This window comes from uncultured Acetobacteroides sp. (assembly GCF_963667355.2).
GTDB lineage: Bacteria > Bacteroidota > Bacteroidia > Bacteroidales > ZOR0009 > Acetobacteroides.
Window position 1 is genome coordinate 1257783 of the sequence record NZ_OY763328.2, and the last position, 18418, is coordinate 1276200.

The 18418-nt window shown below is 48.9% G+C and carries 16 protein-coding genes; 11 read left to right on the forward strand and 5 right to left on the reverse strand.

Features of this window, described 5'->3' with window-relative positions:
* Positions 1–9 precede the first annotated feature (9 nt).
* The 7 genes from mutL (at position 10) to ACHZA1_RS05395 (ending at position 7545) form a co-directional block, all read left to right on the forward strand.
* On the forward strand, positions 10–1866 hold the full coding sequence (gene mutL / locus ACHZA1_RS05365) for a DNA mismatch repair endonuclease MutL (protein ID WP_320054203.1): 1857 nt from the start codon (positions 10–12) through the stop codon (positions 1864–1866).
* A gap of 12 nt (positions 1867–1878) precedes the next feature.
* Positions 1879–2688: a rhomboid family intramembrane serine protease gene (locus ACHZA1_RS05370; RefSeq protein WP_320054204.1), complete on the forward strand. Its 810-nt coding sequence runs from the start codon at positions 1879–1881 to the stop codon at positions 2686–2688.
* Positions 2688–3560 carry a rhomboid family intramembrane serine protease gene (locus ACHZA1_RS05375; protein WP_320054205.1) on the forward strand — a complete coding sequence of 291 codons (873 nt, stop codon included), beginning with the start codon at positions 2688–2690 and terminating at the stop codon, positions 3558–3560. The genes ACHZA1_RS05370 and ACHZA1_RS05375 overlap by 1 nt, the downstream gene beginning before the upstream one ends.
* Positions 3557–4672, forward strand: a complete 1116-nt coding sequence (locus ACHZA1_RS05380; RefSeq protein ID WP_320054206.1) for an endonuclease/exonuclease/phosphatase family protein — start codon at positions 3557–3559, stop codon at positions 4670–4672. The genes ACHZA1_RS05375 and ACHZA1_RS05380 overlap by 4 nt, the downstream gene beginning before the upstream one ends.
* A gap of 85 nt (positions 4673–4757) precedes the next feature.
* Positions 4758–5579 (forward strand): 2,3,4,5-tetrahydropyridine-2,6-dicarboxylate N-succinyltransferase, encoded by an 822-nt coding sequence (locus ACHZA1_RS05385; RefSeq protein WP_320054207.1) that lies wholly within the window; start codon positions 4758–4760, stop codon positions 5577–5579.
* Positions 5580–5823: 244 nt separating this feature from the next.
* The gene (locus tag ACHZA1_RS05390; protein WP_320054208.1) at positions 5824–6399 is read left to right on the forward strand and encodes a Sua5/YciO/YrdC/YwlC family protein; all 576 of its coding nucleotides are present in this window, start codon (positions 5824–5826) and stop codon (positions 6397–6399) included.
* A gap of 6 nt (positions 6400–6405) precedes the next feature.
* On the forward strand, positions 6406–7545 hold the full coding sequence (locus ACHZA1_RS05395) for an MraY family glycosyltransferase (protein WP_320054209.1): 1140 nt from the start codon (positions 6406–6408) through the stop codon (positions 7543–7545).
* 55 nt (positions 7546–7600) lie between these two features.
* On the opposite strand, the gene ACHZA1_RS05400 is transcribed toward ACHZA1_RS05395, so the two are convergent.
* The 3 genes from ACHZA1_RS05400 to ACHZA1_RS05410 are packed head-to-tail and all read right to left on the reverse strand — an operon-like array spanning position 7601 to position 9433.
* Positions 7601–8302 carry a head GIN domain-containing protein gene (locus tag ACHZA1_RS05400; protein WP_320054210.1) on the reverse strand — a complete coding sequence of 234 codons (702 nt, stop codon included), beginning with the start codon at positions 8300–8302 and terminating at the stop codon, positions 7601–7603.
* Positions 8303–8350: 48 nt separating this feature from the next.
* The gene (rimM, locus tag ACHZA1_RS05405; protein ID WP_320054211.1) at positions 8351–8881 is read right to left on the reverse strand and encodes a ribosome maturation factor RimM; all 531 of its coding nucleotides are present in this window, start codon (positions 8879–8881) and stop codon (positions 8351–8353) included.
* A 12-nt stretch (positions 8882–8893) separates the two neighbouring features.
* Positions 8894–9433, reverse strand: a complete 540-nt coding sequence (locus tag ACHZA1_RS05410) for a 30S ribosomal protein S16 (protein ID WP_320054212.1) — start codon at positions 9431–9433, stop codon at positions 8894–8896.
* 429 nt (positions 9434–9862) lie between these two features.
* Here ACHZA1_RS05410 and dnaE point away from each other — a divergent pair, with 429 nt between their 5' ends.
* From dnaE to ahcY, 3 genes are all read left to right on the forward strand, one after another.
* On the forward strand, positions 9863–13357 hold the full coding sequence (gene dnaE / locus ACHZA1_RS05415; RefSeq protein WP_320054213.1) for a DNA polymerase III subunit alpha: 3495 nt from the start codon (positions 9863–9865) through the stop codon (positions 13355–13357).
* A 99-nt stretch (positions 13358–13456) separates the two neighbouring features.
* On the forward strand, positions 13457–13774 hold the full coding sequence (trxA, locus tag ACHZA1_RS05420; RefSeq protein WP_320054214.1) for a thioredoxin: 318 nt from the start codon (positions 13457–13459) through the stop codon (positions 13772–13774).
* Positions 13775–14217: 443 nt separating this feature from the next.
* Complete coding sequence (gene ahcY / locus ACHZA1_RS05425; protein ID WP_320054215.1) at positions 14218–15639, forward strand: adenosylhomocysteinase; 1422 nt, start codon at positions 14218–14220, stop codon at positions 15637–15639.
* 111 nt (positions 15640–15750) lie between these two features.
* Here the strand turns inward: ahcY and ACHZA1_RS05430 are convergent, their stop codons facing one another.
* Positions 15751–16377 (reverse strand): DUF3226 domain-containing protein, encoded by a 627-nt coding sequence (locus ACHZA1_RS05430; protein ID WP_320054216.1) that lies wholly within the window; start codon positions 16375–16377, stop codon positions 15751–15753.
* Between the two features lie 15 nt (positions 16378–16392).
* Complete coding sequence (locus tag ACHZA1_RS05435; protein ID WP_320054217.1) at positions 16393–17424, reverse strand: ATP-binding protein; 1032 nt, start codon at positions 17422–17424, stop codon at positions 16393–16395.
* Positions 17425–17598: 174 nt separating this feature from the next.
* Here ACHZA1_RS05435 and ACHZA1_RS05440 point away from each other — a divergent pair, with 174 nt between their 5' ends.
* Entirely contained in the window at positions 17599–18363 is a 765-nt protein-coding gene (locus ACHZA1_RS05440; RefSeq protein WP_320054218.1) for a hypothetical protein, read from the forward strand.
* The last annotated feature ends 55 nt before the right edge of the window (positions 18364–18418 follow it).

The window sequence follows — 18418 nt, forward strand, 5'->3', positions numbered from 1 at the left end:
TGCTAAAGAATGCCTGATATCATAGAGCTGCTACCCGATTCCGTAGCCAACCAAATAGCCGCAGGCGAGGTAGTTCAACGACCCGCATCGGCAATTAAGGAGTTGGTGGAAAATGCCGTTGATGCCGGAAGCAGCGCCATTACGATAATAGTTAAGGATGCTGGGAAAACGCTCATTCAGATCATCGACAACGGATCGGGTATGAGCGAAACTGATGCACGCCTAGCCTTCGAGCGGCATGCAACCTCAAAAATCCGTTCGGTTCACGACATTTTTGGCATCAGCACCTTCGGTTTCAGGGGTGAAGCCCTTGCCTCCATTGCGTCTATTGCCGAAGTAGACCTTAAGACCCGAAAGGAGGAGGCTGAGCTTGGAACGCATATAGTCATCTCGGGGTCGGAGTTCATCAGCCAAGAGTCGATCAGCTGTCCTGTCGGATCCGTATTCTCGGTAAAGAACATTTTCTTCAACGTTCCAGCACGCCGTAAATTCCTAAAGTCGAACAGCGTGGAGCTGCGCCACATCATCAACGAGTTCCAGCGCGTTACGCTCTGCCACCCCGACGTTTCGTTCACGCTAATCAACAACGGAACCGAGGTATACAACCTACCCGCAGCCAACCTAAAGCAGCGAATCGTTGGGCTGATGGGCAAGTCGATAACCAACAACCTGATTGATCTCAACACCGAAACATCAATTGTAAAAGTCTCGGGGTATATCGGAAAACCGGAGCATGCCAAGAAGTCGCTAGGCGAGCAGTTCTTCTTTGTAAACGGGCGCTACTTCAAGAGCGCCTACCTCCAGAAGGCCGTCTTTAAGGGATACGAGCAGCTGACGCCCAACGACAGCTACCCCTCGTTCTTCATATACCTTACGGTGGATCCAGCTGCCATCGACATCAACATCCACCCTACCAAAACAGAAATCAAGTTCGAGGACGAGAGCGCCATCTGGCAAATCATCAATGCCTCCGTTCGCGAATCGATCGGCAAATTTTCCGTTTCGCCATCCATAGATTTCGACACCTACGGAGTAATCGATATCCCTGTCTTCTCGAAGAATGATCCGGTGAGCATGCCTGAAATAGACGTCAACCCGTCATTTAACCCATTCGAGGAAGGCAGCCGCAGCTTCACCAGCCCAAGCGGGGGATCGTTCAAAAAGGAGTCAGCACCAAAAGGATGGCAGAAGCTATACGAAGGTTTTCCCACAACCGAGAACCATCCATTTGAAACGTTTAGGTCTCCGTCGTTTTTAGATGATGAGCCTAAGCACGAGCAGCAAACAATGGACATTGGCAGCACCGAACAGGTATTTTTCCAGATAAAGGGACGGTACATTCTCACCCCCGTAAAGTCGGGCGTTATGATAATCGACCAGTCGAAGGCCCATCAGCGTATTCTCTTCGAATACTACCTTTCGGCACTTGAGCATCATTCGGGAATTGTACAGCAGGAACTTTTCCCCCAACTCGTGGAGCTAAACCCGTCCGATTACGCGCTGCTACTCGGCATATCCGACGAACTGCATTGCATCGGTTGGGATATCCGACCAAGCGGAGAGCACACAGCAGCAATACACGGCAGCCCAGCATCGCTTTCTAACCAAAACTTCAAGGAAGTTCTCGAAAGCCTGATTCAAGAATTAAACGATGGTGAAGCCGAACTGCAGGACACCATAAGATCCAAAATTGCCCGTGCAATGGCCATAGCATCGGCCATTAAACTCGGACAGCAGCTGAATGCGTTGGAGATGCAGGACATGTTCGATAAGCTATTTGCATGCACCTCGCCCAACGTGAGTCCATCAGGAAAGCCTACGCTTTTCATCCTTGGACTCGATGAACTAGAGAATCGTTTTAAGTAAAAAAAGAAAGAAATGTTTCAACAGAATCGAATTGGAAACACTCCACCAGTAGTACTCAATCTGATAATTATTAATGCGCTAATGCTCCTGCTTACCTGGTTTTTGGGTAACATGAACATCGATATCATAGACACGTTCGGATTACATTCGTTCTACTCCAGCTCATTCCGCATCTGGCAACCCCTAACCAACATTTTCCTTCACGGCGATATCACGCACCTATTTTTCAATATGTTTTCGCTGTGGATGTTTGGTCGCATTCTGGAACAGGTTTGGGGTGGCAAAAAGTTTCTGCTCTACTACCTCATGACTGGTATTGGAGCATCGCTTCTGAACTCCGTTGTTACCATTGCCGAAACAGAATGGATGCGTAGCAGCGCCGAACAGGTCATTGCGAACATGACACCCGACACGTTCTTCGACTTTGTGAAATCGTATGCCCCAGGAGCCAAAGGCGAAATCTCGGGCTTCCTCGACGGCTGGTATAGCCATCCAAAAGATACCACCTACATCGACGGAGCAAAAAAAGCAGTTTACGACATCATGGAAGCTCGCGAGAATGGCATAACCATTGGGGCATCTGGCTCGGTATACGGTGTGCTTCTTGCCTTCGGGATGCTCTTCCCCAACATGATGCTTCTTCTCCTTATTCCTCCAATTCCAATTAAGGCCAAGTATATGGTAATGATTTTTGCCGGCATTGAGCTTTTCTTTGGATTTAGCGGAAAGCAACCAGGCATTGCCCACTTTGCCCACTTGGGAGGTATGCTCGTTGGTTTCCTAATAATTCGCTACTGGAAGAAACATAATTTGATGTACTGATGCACTACAATCGACTTAGACTATCGCTTACCAAAGATGGCGCCCTTGCAGGTTTGATATACATCAACATCGCGGTGTTTATATTTGTTGGTGTCTACAACGCCATTTTCTACTTAGCCACCGACCATACGCCGCTATTTTTCGATAAGATGTTGGCACTATCGTCCGATCCTACAACGGCTGTAAAACATCCGTGGACGATTATCACCTACATGTTTTACCATCTCGATTTCTTGCATGCGCTATTCAACCTGCTTGTGCTATATTGGTTTGGGGTAATATTTGTCGATTTCTTTGGAAACCTGAAGCTAACAACAATGTACATTGCAGGAGGCATATCAGGTGGACTCTTCTTTCTATTCGCCTACAACAGCCTTCCCGTATTCTACGATGAAGGTACTTCGATACTCCTTGGAGCATCGGCAGCCATTATGGCAATAACATTTGGATCTGCATCGTTTTCCCCAAATCACAAGATTTGGCTGATGTTCATTGGAGACGTAAGACTCAAATATCTTGCCTTTGCCTACCTGATAATTGACCTTATACAGATCCCATTTGGCAATGCAGGAGGGCATATAGCCCACCTTGGCGGTGCTTTTGTAGGAGCATTATGGGGATACACCTATCGCAAAAATGGAAAAAACATCCTTGGATGGCTTGAGAGCTTACTTAACAGCATAAAGAAAATATCCTTCAAAAGAAAAACCCTAAAAGTAGCCTACAAGAATCCACAGATGCAGCCCCACAAAAGGCAAAACAACAAGGAACTCGACGAACTACTCGACAAGATATCGCAAAAAGGGCTAGACAGCCTAACGGAAGCCGAAAAGCAGAAACTCTTTAAGTACAAAAACGATCTGAATAGTTGAGAAAGGTTATCGCCATACTGCTCCTTATTGTCAACTTCGCTGCCGCAATAGCGCTAATCTTTTCCAGCATTGCAGGCTACATTAGCCCCGCAACGTTTTGGCCCATTGCGCTACTGGGTATGTCGTTTTCCCTGTTGCTCGTTATTAATATTGGATTTATGCTTCTTTGGATCCTCTTTTGGAAAAAAGAAGCTGCGATATCAATACTAGCCCTCTTTTTTAGCGTATGGCACATCCCAAAATATCTTGCATTCAACGAAAAGGTCACGCCTCCCAATGAGGTAAAAAAGATACGGGTGATGACCTACAACGTGCATCTATTTCGATTGTACGACTCCGAGGAGGCAACCAGCAACGAGATGTTCGATTTCATTAATCGCAAAGAAGCCGACATCATTTGTTTCCAGGAGTTCTTTACCATGCCTAAGAGACTTTCGGAAGCCAATGTAAAGAAACAACTAAGCGACTACCCCTACAGCTACATCAGCTACACCATCGAAAAGAATAAGCGTGATGCGAAATTTGGGGTTGCCATCTTTAGCAAGTACCCGATAGTAAAGAAGAAAAAGGTAAACTTCGGCGAGGACACCTACAACTCGACCATCTACACAGATCTTCGAGTAGGTAAAGATACTATACGAGTATTCTGCAGCCATCTCGAATCGATAAAGCTAAAAGAGACAGATAAACCTCATAACCAGGGAGCAAGAATTGCCAAAAACGCTTTAAGCATAAGCAACGTCAAATCGATAGCGCGAAAGTTTCGCCGTGCATATATCAAGCGAGCATACCAGGTAGACACCATCAAACACATAATTGAGCGTACAACGCATCCTATTATTTATTGTGGCGACCTCAACGACCTCCCCAACTCTTACACGTACAACTCCATAAAAGGTAAGATGAACGATACCTTTACTGAAGTTGGGCATGGTTTTGCTGCTACATATAAAGGATTACTTCCGACCATGCGCATCGATTTTATTTTCTCGGATAAACGAATTGTGCCCTACAAGTACTCATCTCCACGGATAAAGTACTCGGATCACTATCCGGTAATTGCGGATTTCTACATAGGAATGGATAACGAAACAGGCGATTATTCGGAATAGCTAACTCTTTTTTGAATTTCTCACCTCGCCCAAATTCGGTATCTTACACTCCGAAAAAAGCATAAAACCAAATAACTTTACCACCATGACTCTTGAAGACCTACAACAAATTGTAGAAAAAGCGTGGGAGAATAGAGAACTCCTCCGCGAAGAAAGTACTAGAAAAGCAATTACTGATGTGGTTGAACATCTCGACAAGGGTACGATTCGGGTTGCCCAACCAGAAGGCGACAAATGGATTGTTAACCAGTGGGTAAAGAAAGCCGTTCTAATGTATTTTCCTATTGCCCAAATGGAGACCATCGAAGTTGGCCCATTTGAGTTTTACGATAAAATTCCACTAAAAAAGAATTTTGAACAGCTGGGGGTACGTGTTGTACCTCATGGTATAGCCCGCCATGGCTCGTACCTTGCAAAAGGTGTTATAATGATGCCTTCATACGTAAACATTGGTGCTTATGTCGATGAAGGTACAATGGTTGATACTTGGGCTACAGTGGGGTCTTGTGCACAGGTTGGAAAGCATGTTCACCTTAGCGGTGGCGTTGGTCTTGGCGGGGTTTTAGAACCTGTTCAAGCAGCACCTGTAATTGTAGAAGATGGCTGCTTTATCGGCTCACGATGCATTGTAGTCGAAGGAGCCCATATTGGGAAAGAAGCTGTACTTGGTGCTAACGTCGTTATTACGGGATCAACAAAAATCATAGACGTTTCGGGAGAAGAACCTGTAGAGTACAAAGGATATGTACCGCCTCGCTCGGTAGTGATTCCAGGAACTTATCCTAAGAAATTTCATGCAGGAGAATACCATGTTCCGTGTGCGCTAATCATTGGTACTCGCAAAGCCTCTACTGATCTCAAAACATCACTAAACGATGCACTAAGAGACTTTAATGTGGCAGTATAAGCTACGTTTAGCTTAGCAATAACATAGAAAGAGGACGCCTTAGATAAGCATCCTCTTTTTATATTTATCCTCGAAAAAAAATAAAAACAACACACTCTATCAATGACTCTTTGAAGGAAACCTAATCTCGCCAATTTTACATAAACAAAATCAGCATTACAGCCTAATCTTACCAATGAAATCCATATATTTGTTGCTCTACAAATTAAGGTTATCATAATTCATTTTCAAAAGCAACCTTTTTATGCAAGATCAGGAATTGAAAGACATTCAAATAGTTACGGAAGTATTAAAAAAAGGAGGCATCTGTATCATTCCTACCGAAATTGGATATGAAATTGTATGCGATGGAACAAATGAAACACCAGTAAGTAAGTTGTTTTCATGCTTTAGCACAGCGAGCAAGTCCCAATTTTCTCTTCTTGTAAACCATATTAACCAACTGTCCAGATATACTCGCGAATTGCCAGAGGTAGCAGAAGAGCTTCTAGGCGTTGCGACATCGCCATTAACCCTTATTCTTCCAACCGTATCTGGAATATCCCAAAGTATCCTAATCGATAAGGACAAGGCCCCCTTTAGAATTGTATCGGTGGGACTCATTGATAAAATATTGGAAAGAATCAACAGGCCTCTCCTATCAATTCCAGCAACTGACAACCTAGACAAGATACCAACTAGCGCTGAATACATTCCACAACCAATACTTGCAATCGCAGACCATACTGCTGCAGCAACTAAGCAAGCCATATTCACAGCAAAAATGCCTTCGGTCATTGAATTAGGCTTAAACGGAAGTGTTAAGATCATTAACGACTAACTATCTATGAAAAATCTAATTCCATTCATCAGCTTTATTATCGCATTCTACACGAGCTACAAGATCATTCCGGTGGTTATCCGCATTGCACACCTCAAGAACCTCGTGGACGAACCCAACAACCGTACATCGCACAAAAAAGCGGTTCCTACGCTAGGTGGTGTGGGCATTTTTATTGGATTTTCGGTAGCATCGCTGCTTCTTGCCTCCTACTATTTTGTTCCTGAGTTTAACTCACTACTGCTTGGCATGCTAGTTCTGTTCTTTTTAGGGATAAAGGATGACATACTAGTTCTATCACCCAAAAAGAAACTTGTGGGGCAAATTCTAGTAGCATTTATGATTACTTTTCTGGGAGATGTAAGGATAACCTCCTTCGAAGGAATACTTGGCATTTACGACATACCCTACTGGCCAAGCATTCTGTCAAGCATGTTTATCTTCATAGCACTAATAAATGCTGTAAACCTAATTGATGGTATTGATGGGCTAGCTTCTGGATTTGGAATCTTGGCCTCCACATTCTTTGGCGTAGATTTCTATATCCTAGGCCATTTTGCATGGGCAATGCTCTGCTTTGCAATGGCAGGAGCCTTATTTGCCTTCCTACTTTACAATGTTTTTGGCAATGCCAATAAGATATTTATGGGTGATACAGGATCCCTAGTGCTCGGGCTATTCATTACCACTGCCACACTAAAGTTTATCAACATCAATGCAGCTAGCAGTGGTCCGTTTAGCATCAACTTTGCACCTGCTTTAGCCATTTCCGTCCTGGCACTTCCTGTTTTCGACACACTCAGAGTATTCTCAATAAGAATAGCAAATGGACAGTCACCATTTCATCCCGACAAGCGACACATACACCATCTAATGCTACGCTTAGGCTTCTCACACAAGGCGTCAACTTCAATACTCATTAGTGTAAATGCGGCTATTATTGGAATATGCTTTGCCCTTCAACCTCTTAATATAAACTACCATATTCTTGCATTATGCGCTGTAGTTTTTTCGTTGATTGGCTTACTATGGAATCTTAGCCGAAGAGCTGCATCAAAGAATAAAAGCATTGCTAAGCCCAAGAAAATCGAAGAAATTGAGCAAATGAAAGATCTAAAAAGTAAAATATTCGAGCATGTCAACTAATAAAGAAGGCGAGCAAACGTTGCTCGCCTTTTTTATTAACCGATGATAGGAAAACTTATTTGATGGAAATACTTCCGGAACCGAACTTAACCTTTTCCACATTCTTTGGATTTCCAAAACACTCTACATTACCACTACCTGCAATTTTAACAGATAGATTCTCGGAGGCATAGGCGTTAATATCGCCACTACCTGCAACATTAACCACAACACTTTTAGCCATAACATTACGAGATGAAACTGATCCAGAACCAGCAATCTTATACTCTGCTCTGTTGGCTGAGGAGCGATCGGTAATTTTTACATTCCCCGAACCCGACACGTTTACACCAAAGATATCCACCGAAACTTTTTCTACTGCAATATCTCCCGAGCCGGCCACATTAACTTGTAATGCGCCCCCTTTAACATCACCCTTAACGTAAATATCTCCCGAACCTGCCAGTGATAACTCCTCTAAGCGAGGAAGCGTTACATAGACTTTTGTTCCTCGATCAAAACGATGATGCCCATGCTTTGACTTCGACTTAATATTCAACGAGCTTCCGTTTTTCTCGACAACTATCCAATCGATATCCTCTGCGGCACCAACCGCTTTTACCTCAAACTTGCTCCCAATAGAGATGTTGAGTTCTACCGGTAGCGCAAACTTAATGCCGTCGAAATTGTCAGCAACATACACGCGCCCCTTCTGAGCATAGGCGAATACACAGGACACAAGCAGTAGTCCTAAAGAAAATAGTAATTTTTTTGTCATGGTTGTAGTTTTCCTTCTATGACGACAACCCTTCCAAAAAGTTACATCCTACTCTTCAAAAATATCGAGAAAACCTTCGGGGAATTCGACGTAAAGCGATTCCTGCTCATCGTCGATAGCGACAATAAAATCTTCGTTGACAGGGAGGAGAATCTCCTGATCGTCGGCGGTAAGAACTTGGAATAGGGGGTTATTCGGGTAGTCGTAGTAATCCTCAACCGTACCAATCATCTGCGGCGTATCGCAGTGGGTTAGCACCTTGTAACCAATAAAGTCGGAGGGCGAAGGCTCGTCATCGTCAACCTCTAAAAGTTCATCGTCGCACAAGACCTTCTTTTCTACTAATTCTTCGGCGAGCAACTCCGACTCAAAGTCGTCGAATACAACTACCGCCTTACTTTTTCCGTTGAAGCGGAATGATTTAAAATAGAAAGGAACCGCGATTCCATCGATATCGATGAAAACCGGTTCCTCTAAGTCAATCTCTTCAGGAAAGCTACTATAAAGCTTAAGTACTAATTCTCCGTTTACACCAAAGGTCTTAATAACTTCGGCAACGCAACTCTTTCCTGAATGCATAAGATCCAAAGATTAAGCTTCAGTAGATTCAGCAGCCTCTTCGGTGGTTTCTTCGGCAGCAGCCTCAGGAGCAGGAGCAGCAGCAGCAGCGGCAGCAGCAAGCTTTTCGGCAAGCTTAGCAGCCTTTGCTTCCTTTTGCTTGGCCTCTTCAGCAAGACGTGCGCGCTTTGCGTCGTTCTTTGCCTGAGTTAGCTGATTAAGCTCAGCAGTAGTCTTGTTAGACTTATCTGCAGACCAAGCATTGAACTTTTCCTCTGCAACTTCAGCAGTAAAAGCGCCTTTCTTAACACCTTCAAGAAGGTGCTTTTTCATAAGAACGCCTTTCTTTGAAAGAATTGACCTTACAGTGTCGGTAGGTTGGGCGCCTTTAAACATCCAGTCAAGTGCTTTTTCGAACTTGATCTCGATTGTAGCAGGATTAGTGTTGGGATTGTAAGAACCAATCCTTTCGATAAATCTACCATCACGTGGCGCCCTGCTATCTGCAACGACAATGTGATAGAAAGCGTAATCTTTCTTACCATGACGTGCCAAACGAATTTTTACAGGCATTTTCTAAAATTTTAAAGTTAAACAACCTACGTTATTTGCGGCGCTAAGATACGACTTTCCTATAAAATTCCGATTATCAGCCCTTTCTTTTTAAGTAATGTTTAACGGATTAAATCGCCCCTACCAGCGGTAATGGTTCGTATCTCCAAACTCTCAACCTCCCCCCTTGCTGCTTAAGATTGGACTGTCATGCAAGAAGGGCTCGATTCTCCAAGATGTAGAGTTAAATCCGCAGGGAGCTGCAGCGTCGGCTTATTAAAAATGAATAACAAAGTAAGGAACAATCCGCACACCTAGCAATCAGCGGAATAGAATTGGTTCGAAATAATCAACCGCCAATGGCAACATGGACCCACGGGCAACAAAAAAATATCGCTAACTTTATTGCCCAAAGGTTGCTGTAGAACAACCTCAATCAATCAAGCATATATGGCCGAATTTACGCACCTACACGTGCATACCCAATACTCCATCCTCGATGGGGCGGCAAGCATTGCCGGCATACTGAAAACTGCCACAAAAAAGGGGATGAAGTCTATTGCCATCACCGACCATGGAAACATGTTTGGGGTGAAACTCTTCCACAAAAAGGCGAAGGAGTTGGGCATAAAACCCATTCTTGGCGTGGAGGCCTACGTGGCCAGGAACAGCCGCTTCGACAAGAGCGACAAGGACGACCGTAGCGGCGACCACCTCATCCTGCTTGCCAAGAACTACGAGGGATACCAAAACCTGATGAAGATTGTCTCCTACTCGTGGATAGAGGGATACTACTACAAGCCCCGTATTGACAAAGACCTGCTGGAGCGCTACCACGAAGGAATTGTAGCCTGCTCGGCCTGCCTTGGCGGTGAGCTTCCCCAAGCTGTAATGCACGAGGGATACGAGGCGGCACTAAAGGTGGCCAAATGGTTCCAGAACATCTTTGGCGACGACTACTACATGGAGCTGCAGCTGCACCAATCGGGTGATCATAAGATCGACTCCGAAATATTCGAAAACCAGAAGAAGGTTAACGAGATCATAAAGAAGATATCGCAGGAGACCGGCATAAAGTACATTGCCTCCAACGACGTGCACTTTATCAACGCTGAGGATGCCGACGCGCACGACCTGCTCATCTGCCTAAACACGGGCAAGGATATTGACGACCCTACCCGTATGCGCTACACCAAGCAGGAGTTTCTGAAGAGCCCCGAAGAGATGGAGCGCCTCTTTGCAGAGTACCCCGAGGCAATTGCCACCACCCAGGAAATCGACGAAAAGATAGAGAGCTACGAGCTCAACAAAAAGCCCATCATGCCCATCTTCCCCATCCCCGAGGGGTTCGACGGCGAGATGCACTACCTGCGCCACGTTACCTACGAGGGTGCCAAGGAGCGCTGGGGCGACGGCTTTTCGGGCGAAACAAAGGAGCGCGTCGACTTTGAGCTTGGCGTTATCGAAAACATGGGATTCCCCTCCTACTTCCTCATCGTGTGGGACTTTATACGGGCAGCCCGCGACATGGGCGTATCGGTTGGCCCAGGCCGTGGATCGGCGGCCGGATCGGCCGTTGCCTACTGCCTAAAGATTACCAATATCGACCCCGTAAAGTACGATCTGCTGTTTGAGCGTTTCCTTAACCCCGACCGTATATCGATGCCCGATATCGATATCGACTTCGACGAGGAGGGGCGCGCAGAGGTGCTCAAGTGGGTATCGAAAAAATACGGTGAGAAGCGCGTTGCGCACATCATCACCTTTGGGACAATGGCGGCCAAGATGGCCATCAAGGATGTGGCCCGCGTGCAGAAGCTGCCGCTGCCCGAGGCCGACCGCCTGGCCAAGATGGTTCCCGAAAAACCGGGCACCACGCTGGCAAAGGCCTTCCAGGAGGTGCCGGAGCTGAACCAGGAGCGGACATCGCCCAACCCGCTAATCGCAAAGACGCTGGGCTTTGCCGAAACCCTCGAGGGGGCTGTTCGCCAAACCGGCATCCACGCCTGCGGCATCATCATTGCCAAAGATGATCTGGAGAACTACATCCCGGTGAGCACGCACAAGGATGCCGAGCTGCTGGTGACCCAGTACGACGGCAAGCACGTGGAGGATATCGGCCTGCTCAAGATGGACTTCCTTGGCCTTAAAACGCTATCCATCATAAAGGATGCGCAGGAGTACATCCTTGGCAGCAAGGGGATCGACCTCGACATCGACACCATCCCGCTCGACGATGCGGCCACCTACGAGCTGTACTCGCGCGGCGACACCACCGCGCTGTTCCAGTTCGAGTCGCCGGGCATGAAGAAGTACCTGCGCGCCCTGAAGCCCAACCGCATCGAGGACCTCATTGCGATGAACGCCCTCTACCGCCCAGGCCCTCTGGAGTACATCCCCGACTTCATCGACCGTAAGCACGGCCGCAAGAAGATTGAGTACGACATCGCCGAGATGGAGGAGTACCTGAAGGATACCTACGGGATTACCGTATACCAGGAGCAGGTGATGCTGCTGTCGCAGAAGCTGGCCGGCTTTACCAAGGGCCAGGCCGATACGCTGCGTAAGGCGATGGGTAAAAAGATGATTGACATGATGGCCAAGCTGAAGGCCGACTTCATCAAGGGGGCTACCGAGCGGGGCCACGACGCCAAGATCCTGGAGAAGGTGTGGACCGACTGGGAGGCCTTTGCGCAGTACGCCTTCAACAAGTCGCACTCCACCTGCTACGCCTACGTGTCGTACCAAACCGCCTACCTGAAGGCGCACTACCCCTCGGAGTTTATGGCGGCGGTGCTGAGCCGCAACCTCTCGGACATCAAGAAGATTACCACCTTCATGGACGAGTGCAAGCGCATGGGTATTTCGGTGCTGGGCCCCGACATCAACGAAAGTAACTACAAGTTTTCGGTGAACTCGAAGGGTGCGGTTCGCTTTGGGCTGGGCGCCGTAAAGGGGCTCGGCGAAGGAGCCGTTAACGCCATCATAGAAACCCGTAAGAAGGGGGGTCCCTTCAAGGATATCTACGATGTAGTGGAGCGGGTAAGCCTCAGCTCGGCCAACCGCAAGAACCTGGAGACGCTCATCCTTGCCGGCGGATTCGACAGCCTGAGCACCCTACCCCGTTCGGCCTACTTTGCCCCCGACACCAAGAACGTGACCTTTATAGAAAGCCTGATCCGCTACGGCAACCTGGTGCAGAACGAGCGGAACAGCGCCAGCAATAGCCTTTTCGGCGCCATCGCGTCGGCAGAGATCGTGCAGAAGCCCGAGCCGCCGGCCAACGCCCCCGAGTGGAACAAACTCGAGACGCTGAACAAGGAGCGCGAGGTGGTGGGCATCTACCTCTCGTCGCATCCGCTAGACGAGTACCGGGTGGAGATCGACAACTTTACCAACTGCACGCTCACCGACCTCAACGACCTGCCCGCGATGGCGGGGCGCGACTTCTCGGTGGCCGGCATGATAACCTCGGCGCGCAACCTGATGACCAAGACCGGCAAGCCCTACGGCTCGATTACCGTGGAGGACTACGCCGACAGCCACCAGTTTACCCTCTTCGGAAAGGACTACGAGCAGTTCCGCAGCTTCTTCTACGAGGGCTACTCGCTGCTGATCCGCGGCTCGGTGCACGAGCACCCCTTCCGCCCCGGCGAGATGGAGGCCAAGATCAAGCTCATCCGCCAGCTGCCCAACGTCAAGGACGAGATGGTGAAGGGCATCCAGCTCACCCTGCCCATCTTCAGCATCACCGACGAGCTGGCCGCCGAGATCAAGAACTACGTGGAGAGCAGCAAGGGCAACATCGCCCTTAAGGTGAAGCTGGTTGACCCCGCCGACAAACTTTCGGTGGAAATGCACTCGCGCACCTTCCGGGTGGGGCTTAGCCACGAGTTTATCGACTACCTGCAGCACAACAGCATCAACTTTAGGCTGGTAGACTAGCCGCGCTATATAGACGCAATATTTCGGCGCTTACGAAGCATCGTTTACCGCAATTTGATACTTTTGCATCACGGACGAAAACAATTAAAACAACTCCATATGGCACTAGAAATTAACGAAGGGAACTTCGAGGAATTGGTAGCTAAGGCCGACAAGCCTGTAGTACTAGACTTTTGGGCAGAATGGTGCGGGCCATGCCGCATGCTCACCCCCATCATCGAGGAGATGCACGGCGAGTTCGACGGCAAGGCCGTTATCGGCAAGGTAAACGTTGACGACTGCAACGCCATTGCCACCAAGTACGGCATCCGCAACATCCCCACCGTGCTGTTCATCGTAAACGGCGAGGTGAAGGACAAGCAGGTGGGCGCCGTTCCAAAGGCTAAGCTGGTTGAGAAGCTCAACGCGCTGCTCTAGCCGCTGTGACCACCAATAAAAGAGGCATCCTTTTCAGGATGCCTCTTTTATTTTCCCCTAAAGCGATTCCCCGCTTCAGAAAATCATCTTCTGACGTTCGGAAGCGACTTCTCCGCTTCAGGAAACCATTTCCCAACATTCGGAAGAGGCTTCCCCGCTTCAGGAAATCATTTCCCAACGTTCGGAAGAGGCTTCCTCGCATGGCTATGGGCTCTTGTCATCGCGGCCAAGCTAAGCACGGAAGTCGCCCTGCCCTTGCACCCGCCGATGAAATCGGGAAGCGCAACAGGCCCTAATGGTTCTACCCCGCCGACAGCCCGGAGAGGCCGAACCCCGCATAGCCCAATGGCCGTACCTAAGATCGAGCAGACGTTAACGTAACATCAAACAACGCAGCACCCAATTAACCATAAATCGCTACCTTAGCGCAAAAATTTACCCGCATGTTTTCATATACAATTGACGAAAAGCTCCCCAACAAGGTGGCCGACCTATCGCTAGCCGACTGGGGTAGAAAAGAGATTGAGATTGCCGAAAAGGAGATGCCCGGACTGATGGCCATCCGCAAAAAATACGAAGGTAAGAAGCCCCTGAAGGGTGCCCGCGTGATGGGATCGCTGCACATGACCATCCAAACCGCCGTACTCATCGAAACCCTGGTAGACCTAGGCGCCGATGTACGCTGGTGCAGCTGCAACATCTTCTCCACCCAAGACCATGCCGCTGCCGCCATTGCCGCTGCCGGCGTACCCGTATTCGCCTGGAAGGGCGAGAGCCTCGAGGAGTACTGGTGGTGCACCGCCCAGGCGCTATCGTTCCCCAGCGGCAAGGGCCCCAACCTCATCGTAGACGATGGCGGCGATGCAACGCTGCTTATCCACAAGGGATACGCCGCCGAGAACGACGCCAAGGTGCTCGACTACACCCCCGGCAGCCACGAGGAGAGCGTGATCCTCGATGCGCTTAAGCAGATCCTAAAGGATGACCACGGCAAGTGGCACCGCACCGTGGCCGAGTGGAAGGGCGTTTCGGAGGAGACCACCACCGGCGTTCACCGCCTGTACCAGATGATGGAGCGCGGCGAGCTGCTGATCCCCGCCATCAACGTCAACGACTCGGTTACCAAGAGCAAGTTCGACAACCTGTACGGCTGCCGCGAGTCGCTCGCCGACGGCATCAAGCGCGCCACCGACGTGATGATCGCCGGCAAGGTGGTTGTTGTCTGCGGATACGGCGACGTGGGTAAGGGCTGCGCCCGCTCGATGCGCGCCTACGGGGCCCGCGTAATCGTTACCGAGATCGACCCCATCTGCGCCCTACAGGCTGCCATGGAAGGCTTCGAGGTGAAGACCATCGAGGAGACCCTACCCGAGGGCAACATCTTCGTCACCACCACGGGCAACTGCGACATCATCACCGCCGAGCACATGGCCGGCATGAAGGACCAGACCATCGTGTGCAACATCGGCCACTTCGACAACGAAATTCAGGTAGACCGCCTCAACAAGTGGACCGGCATCAAGATGATCAACATCAAGCCACAGGTCGACAAGTACGTTTACCCCGATGGCCACGCCATCTTCCTGCTGGCCGAAGGCCGTTTGGTAAACCTTGGCTGCGCCACCGGCCACCCATCGTTCGTGATGAGCAACTCGTTCACCAACCAAACCCTTGCGCAAATCGAGCTTTGGGAGAAGGACCTTAAGGTCGACGTTTACCGCCTGCCTAAGCATCTCGACGAGGAGGTTGCCCGCCTACACCTCGAGCAGCTGGGCGTAAAGCTCACCACGCTCTCGGCAAAGCAGGCCGACTACATCGGCGTTAAGGTGGAAGGCCCCTACAAGCCCGAGCACTACCGCTACTAAAAAAGAAGCTGCAACATAAGCAAAGAGAGGTTCTAAAATAGAACCTCTCTTTTATTTGCACCTACCCCTGACAGGGTTTAAAACCCTGTCAGGGGTATTTTCGTATTCATCCTATCCAAACAACTCCCGCAGCCACTCCACAAACTCGTAGCCGAGGTCGGAGTTGGTATCGAGGTAGCTGTGCGTAATGGCAACGCCGATGGGCATGCCGGGGCTGTCCTGCCACGCCAGCCAGGTGTGCAGCAGCGATTTTGCCCGATGCACGTGCTTGTAGCCGTTGATGCGCTCCAGCTCCAGCCGGTCGAGGGTGCGCTCGGCCTCGGGCAGCAGCAGGTCGCCTTCGGGAATCAGGTACTTTAGAAAATCCTCGAGCATGCCGCTGGAGATATTGTCGGGCATCAGCCAAATGCCAACCACCGGCAGCCCCGGCTGGCGCAGGATGGTGCCGCCCCTCACCGAATGGTCGGGGAGGTGATACCCCGCCTGCTCCAAGCGCCCCTTCACCTCGTGCCAGCGCTTCTCCACCTGCTCGTCGGCATCAAGGATCATCCCCAGCGTTTCCAACGACGAGGTCTTTAGCCAAACGCTTATGCTTTTAAGGAGGTTGGTTACGCCACGGTTGTCTACCACATCAAACGTAACCGGCAGCTTGTGCCGGCTGCACAACGCCAAGATAACGTGCTGGTCGTCGCTTCCCTCAACGAGCAGCTTTCTGCTTGCCTTTGCCCTTATATCCATACCTACAGCCTCAATTTATCGGAGGTTAATGCGCTGCTCGGTGGCAATGCGCATCTCCTCGGGGTCAAACTCTACCTGAACAATCTTTCCATCCCTATTATCGAGGCGGATGAGCTTCCCGTCGTTGATGTGCACATCGTCGTTGAGCAGCTGCTCGAACGTGTAGATGCAGTCGTTGCTATGCGTGGTGGCAAACACCTGAATGCCCAGCTTGCTGGCCATGCTAAATATAACCTCCCACAGCTTATGCTGAACGTGGTGGTGAAGCCCATTCTCAAACTCATCGATAAGCAGAATGCCGTTGGAGCAGTTTACCAAGGCAAGGATGATGGATAGCACCCGGTTAATGCCGTCACCCATCCCCGAAAGCGGGATAACGGTATCTCTACCCTTAAGCTTAACGACGGGCTTACGGTACCCCGAGGCATCAATCTGGATAAACGCCAACCGCTCGATGTTCGGATCGACAATTTTAAGCGCCTCTATGGTGAAGTCCTCCTTCTCCGTAAGGATGATCTTATCCCAAAGCTGCTCGTTAAGCTTATAGTTGGTGCTAGTCCTTACCAGCTGAAAAGGGAACAGCGACTCTATGTTGCAGTAGAAGCGCGAAGGATGATCGATAAACAGCGGCATAACCACCTTCTGCGAAGCGTTAACCACCTCGAGCCCGAGCGCATGCTGGCTCCCCATCTCAACAATTCGAAGGGTAAGGCTGCTCGCCTCATTCTCGCTTCCGTTGGTGGTTATGGTGATGCTGCTACCCTCGTCGTCAACCAAAACCTGCCGGTCGTAGAACAGCGACGATAGCGACTTCAGGTTGAAGTTCGTACTATCGCTGTCGGATTCTGACCGGTAGTACTCGCCTCGCTCCGAGAGCAGCTTAAAAATCCACCCCACCTCGCCCTGGCTAATAAAGAGCGAAATGGCTTCGAGCAGCGTCGATTTCCCCGTGTTGTTCTCGCCCGTAATAAGGTTAACGTGCGAAAACTGGTCGACCTTCAAGTATTTAAGGCATCTGTAATTCTTTACCAAAAGAGATGAAAGCATAGTACCATATTTTTGGATTCTAACAAAGATAGCCAATTGTGTCCCCTATTGTAGCGCTTAAGCACATTTTCCCCTCGAAAAGATTTCGCAGGAAAACCATTAAAATAATGCGATAAAAAATCGGATTCCTGAATTGTTTATGCTACATTTAGAGCAGTACCAATACCAGCTAATATGACAGAAGAACTAGAAAACATTGAAGTATCTTACCTCACCACACAGGGAAAAGATTTTAAAAGCGACTTTATTCTAACAAGCGCATTAGAGGAAGCATTTGAATTCGCCTTTTCGCATACGGTTGGTAAAAAGAAAAACTTGACATCGCTATTTTGGGGATCGCACAAGCAGCAAAACGTAGCCGATTTTGCGAAAGCCTTCAGGGGTAAACTGTGCGAAATCGGAATGAAGAAATACCTCGACATGAATGGGGTATCTGTACGTTACCCTAAAAAGATGAAGGAATGGGAAACCGACAAGTACGAGAACTTTGAGCTACTCGTAAATCACAACAAGCGACTGTTGGTAAAAGCAGTTCCCTACTACTCCAACCTGCTGCTGCTCGACACCGAATATTGGAATGCTGATGCCAGCTACGGGAATGGGCATAAAAACCGAATCCAGTACGACTACTTCGTGCTTACCCGCATCAAGCCTGGGGTAATTCACCTCTTCGAGAACTTCAAGCTAACCAAGAATCAGGAGATCGACAAGGAACAGATAAAGAAGATTGTTTTTGCGCCCTGTTTCAAATTCGAAGTCACCGGGTATCTTACCAAAGATGAAATTCTACAGTTGAAGAATAACGGGCAAATATTACCAGCAGGTGCAATAGTAAACGGGAATAAAAAGCTCGAACACCAGTACTACTACTGCCAAGCAGGCGACCTTAACAGACCAAACCTGCTTATCGATCACATAAAATTCTTAGAGATGAGATAACGATCATAGAAAAGGCTGCCAATAACGGCAGCCTTTTCTATCTATTAACCATTTT

Bases quoted from the DNA above. Each gene is read 5' to 3' on its own strand.
- ACHZA1_RS05385 (WP_320054207.1), top strand. From the start codon at position 4,758: ATGACTCTTGAAGACCTACAACAAATTGTAGAAAAAGCGTGGGAGAAT.
- ACHZA1_RS05375 (WP_320054205.1), top strand. From the start codon at position 2,688: ATGCACTACAATCGACTTAGACTATCGCTTACCAAAGATGGCGCCCTT.
- ACHZA1_RS05410 (WP_320054212.1), bottom strand. From the start codon at position 9,433: ATGCCTGTAAAAATTCGTTTGGCACGTCATGGTAAGAAAGATTACGCT.
- trxA (WP_320054214.1), top strand. From the start codon at position 13,457: ATGGCACTAGAAATTAACGAAGGGAACTTCGAGGAATTGGTAGCTAAG.
- ACHZA1_RS05400 (WP_320054210.1), bottom strand. From the start codon at position 8,302: ATGACAAAAAAATTACTATTTTCTTTAGGACTACTGCTTGTGTCCTGT.
- ACHZA1_RS05430 (WP_320054216.1), bottom strand. From the start codon at position 16,377: ATGGATATAAGGGCAAAGGCAAGCAGAAAGCTGCTCGTTGAGGGAAGC.
- ahcY (WP_320054215.1), top strand. From the start codon at position 14,218: ATGTTTTCATATACAATTGACGAAAAGCTCCCCAACAAGGTGGCCGAC.
- dnaE (WP_320054213.1), top strand. From the start codon at position 9,863: ATGGCCGAATTTACGCACCTACACGTGCATACCCAATACTCCATCCTC.
- ACHZA1_RS05390 (WP_320054208.1), top strand. From the start codon at position 5,824: ATGCAAGATCAGGAATTGAAAGACATTCAAATAGTTACGGAAGTATTA.
- ACHZA1_RS05370 (WP_320054204.1), top strand. From the start codon at position 1,879: ATGTTTCAACAGAATCGAATTGGAAACACTCCACCAGTAGTACTCAAT.
- rimM (WP_320054211.1), bottom strand. From the start codon at position 8,881: ATGCATTCAGGAAAGAGTTGCGTTGCCGAAGTTATTAAGACCTTTGGT.
- ACHZA1_RS05395 (WP_320054209.1), top strand. From the start codon at position 6,406: ATGAAAAATCTAATTCCATTCATCAGCTTTATTATCGCATTCTACACG.
- ACHZA1_RS05440 (WP_320054218.1), top strand. From the start codon at position 17,599: ATGACAGAAGAACTAGAAAACATTGAAGTATCTTACCTCACCACACAG.
- mutL (WP_320054203.1), top strand. From the start codon at position 10: ATGCCTGATATCATAGAGCTGCTACCCGATTCCGTAGCCAACCAAATA.
- ACHZA1_RS05435 (WP_320054217.1), bottom strand. From the start codon at position 17,424: ATGCTTTCATCTCTTTTGGTAAAGAATTACAGATGCCTTAAATACTTG.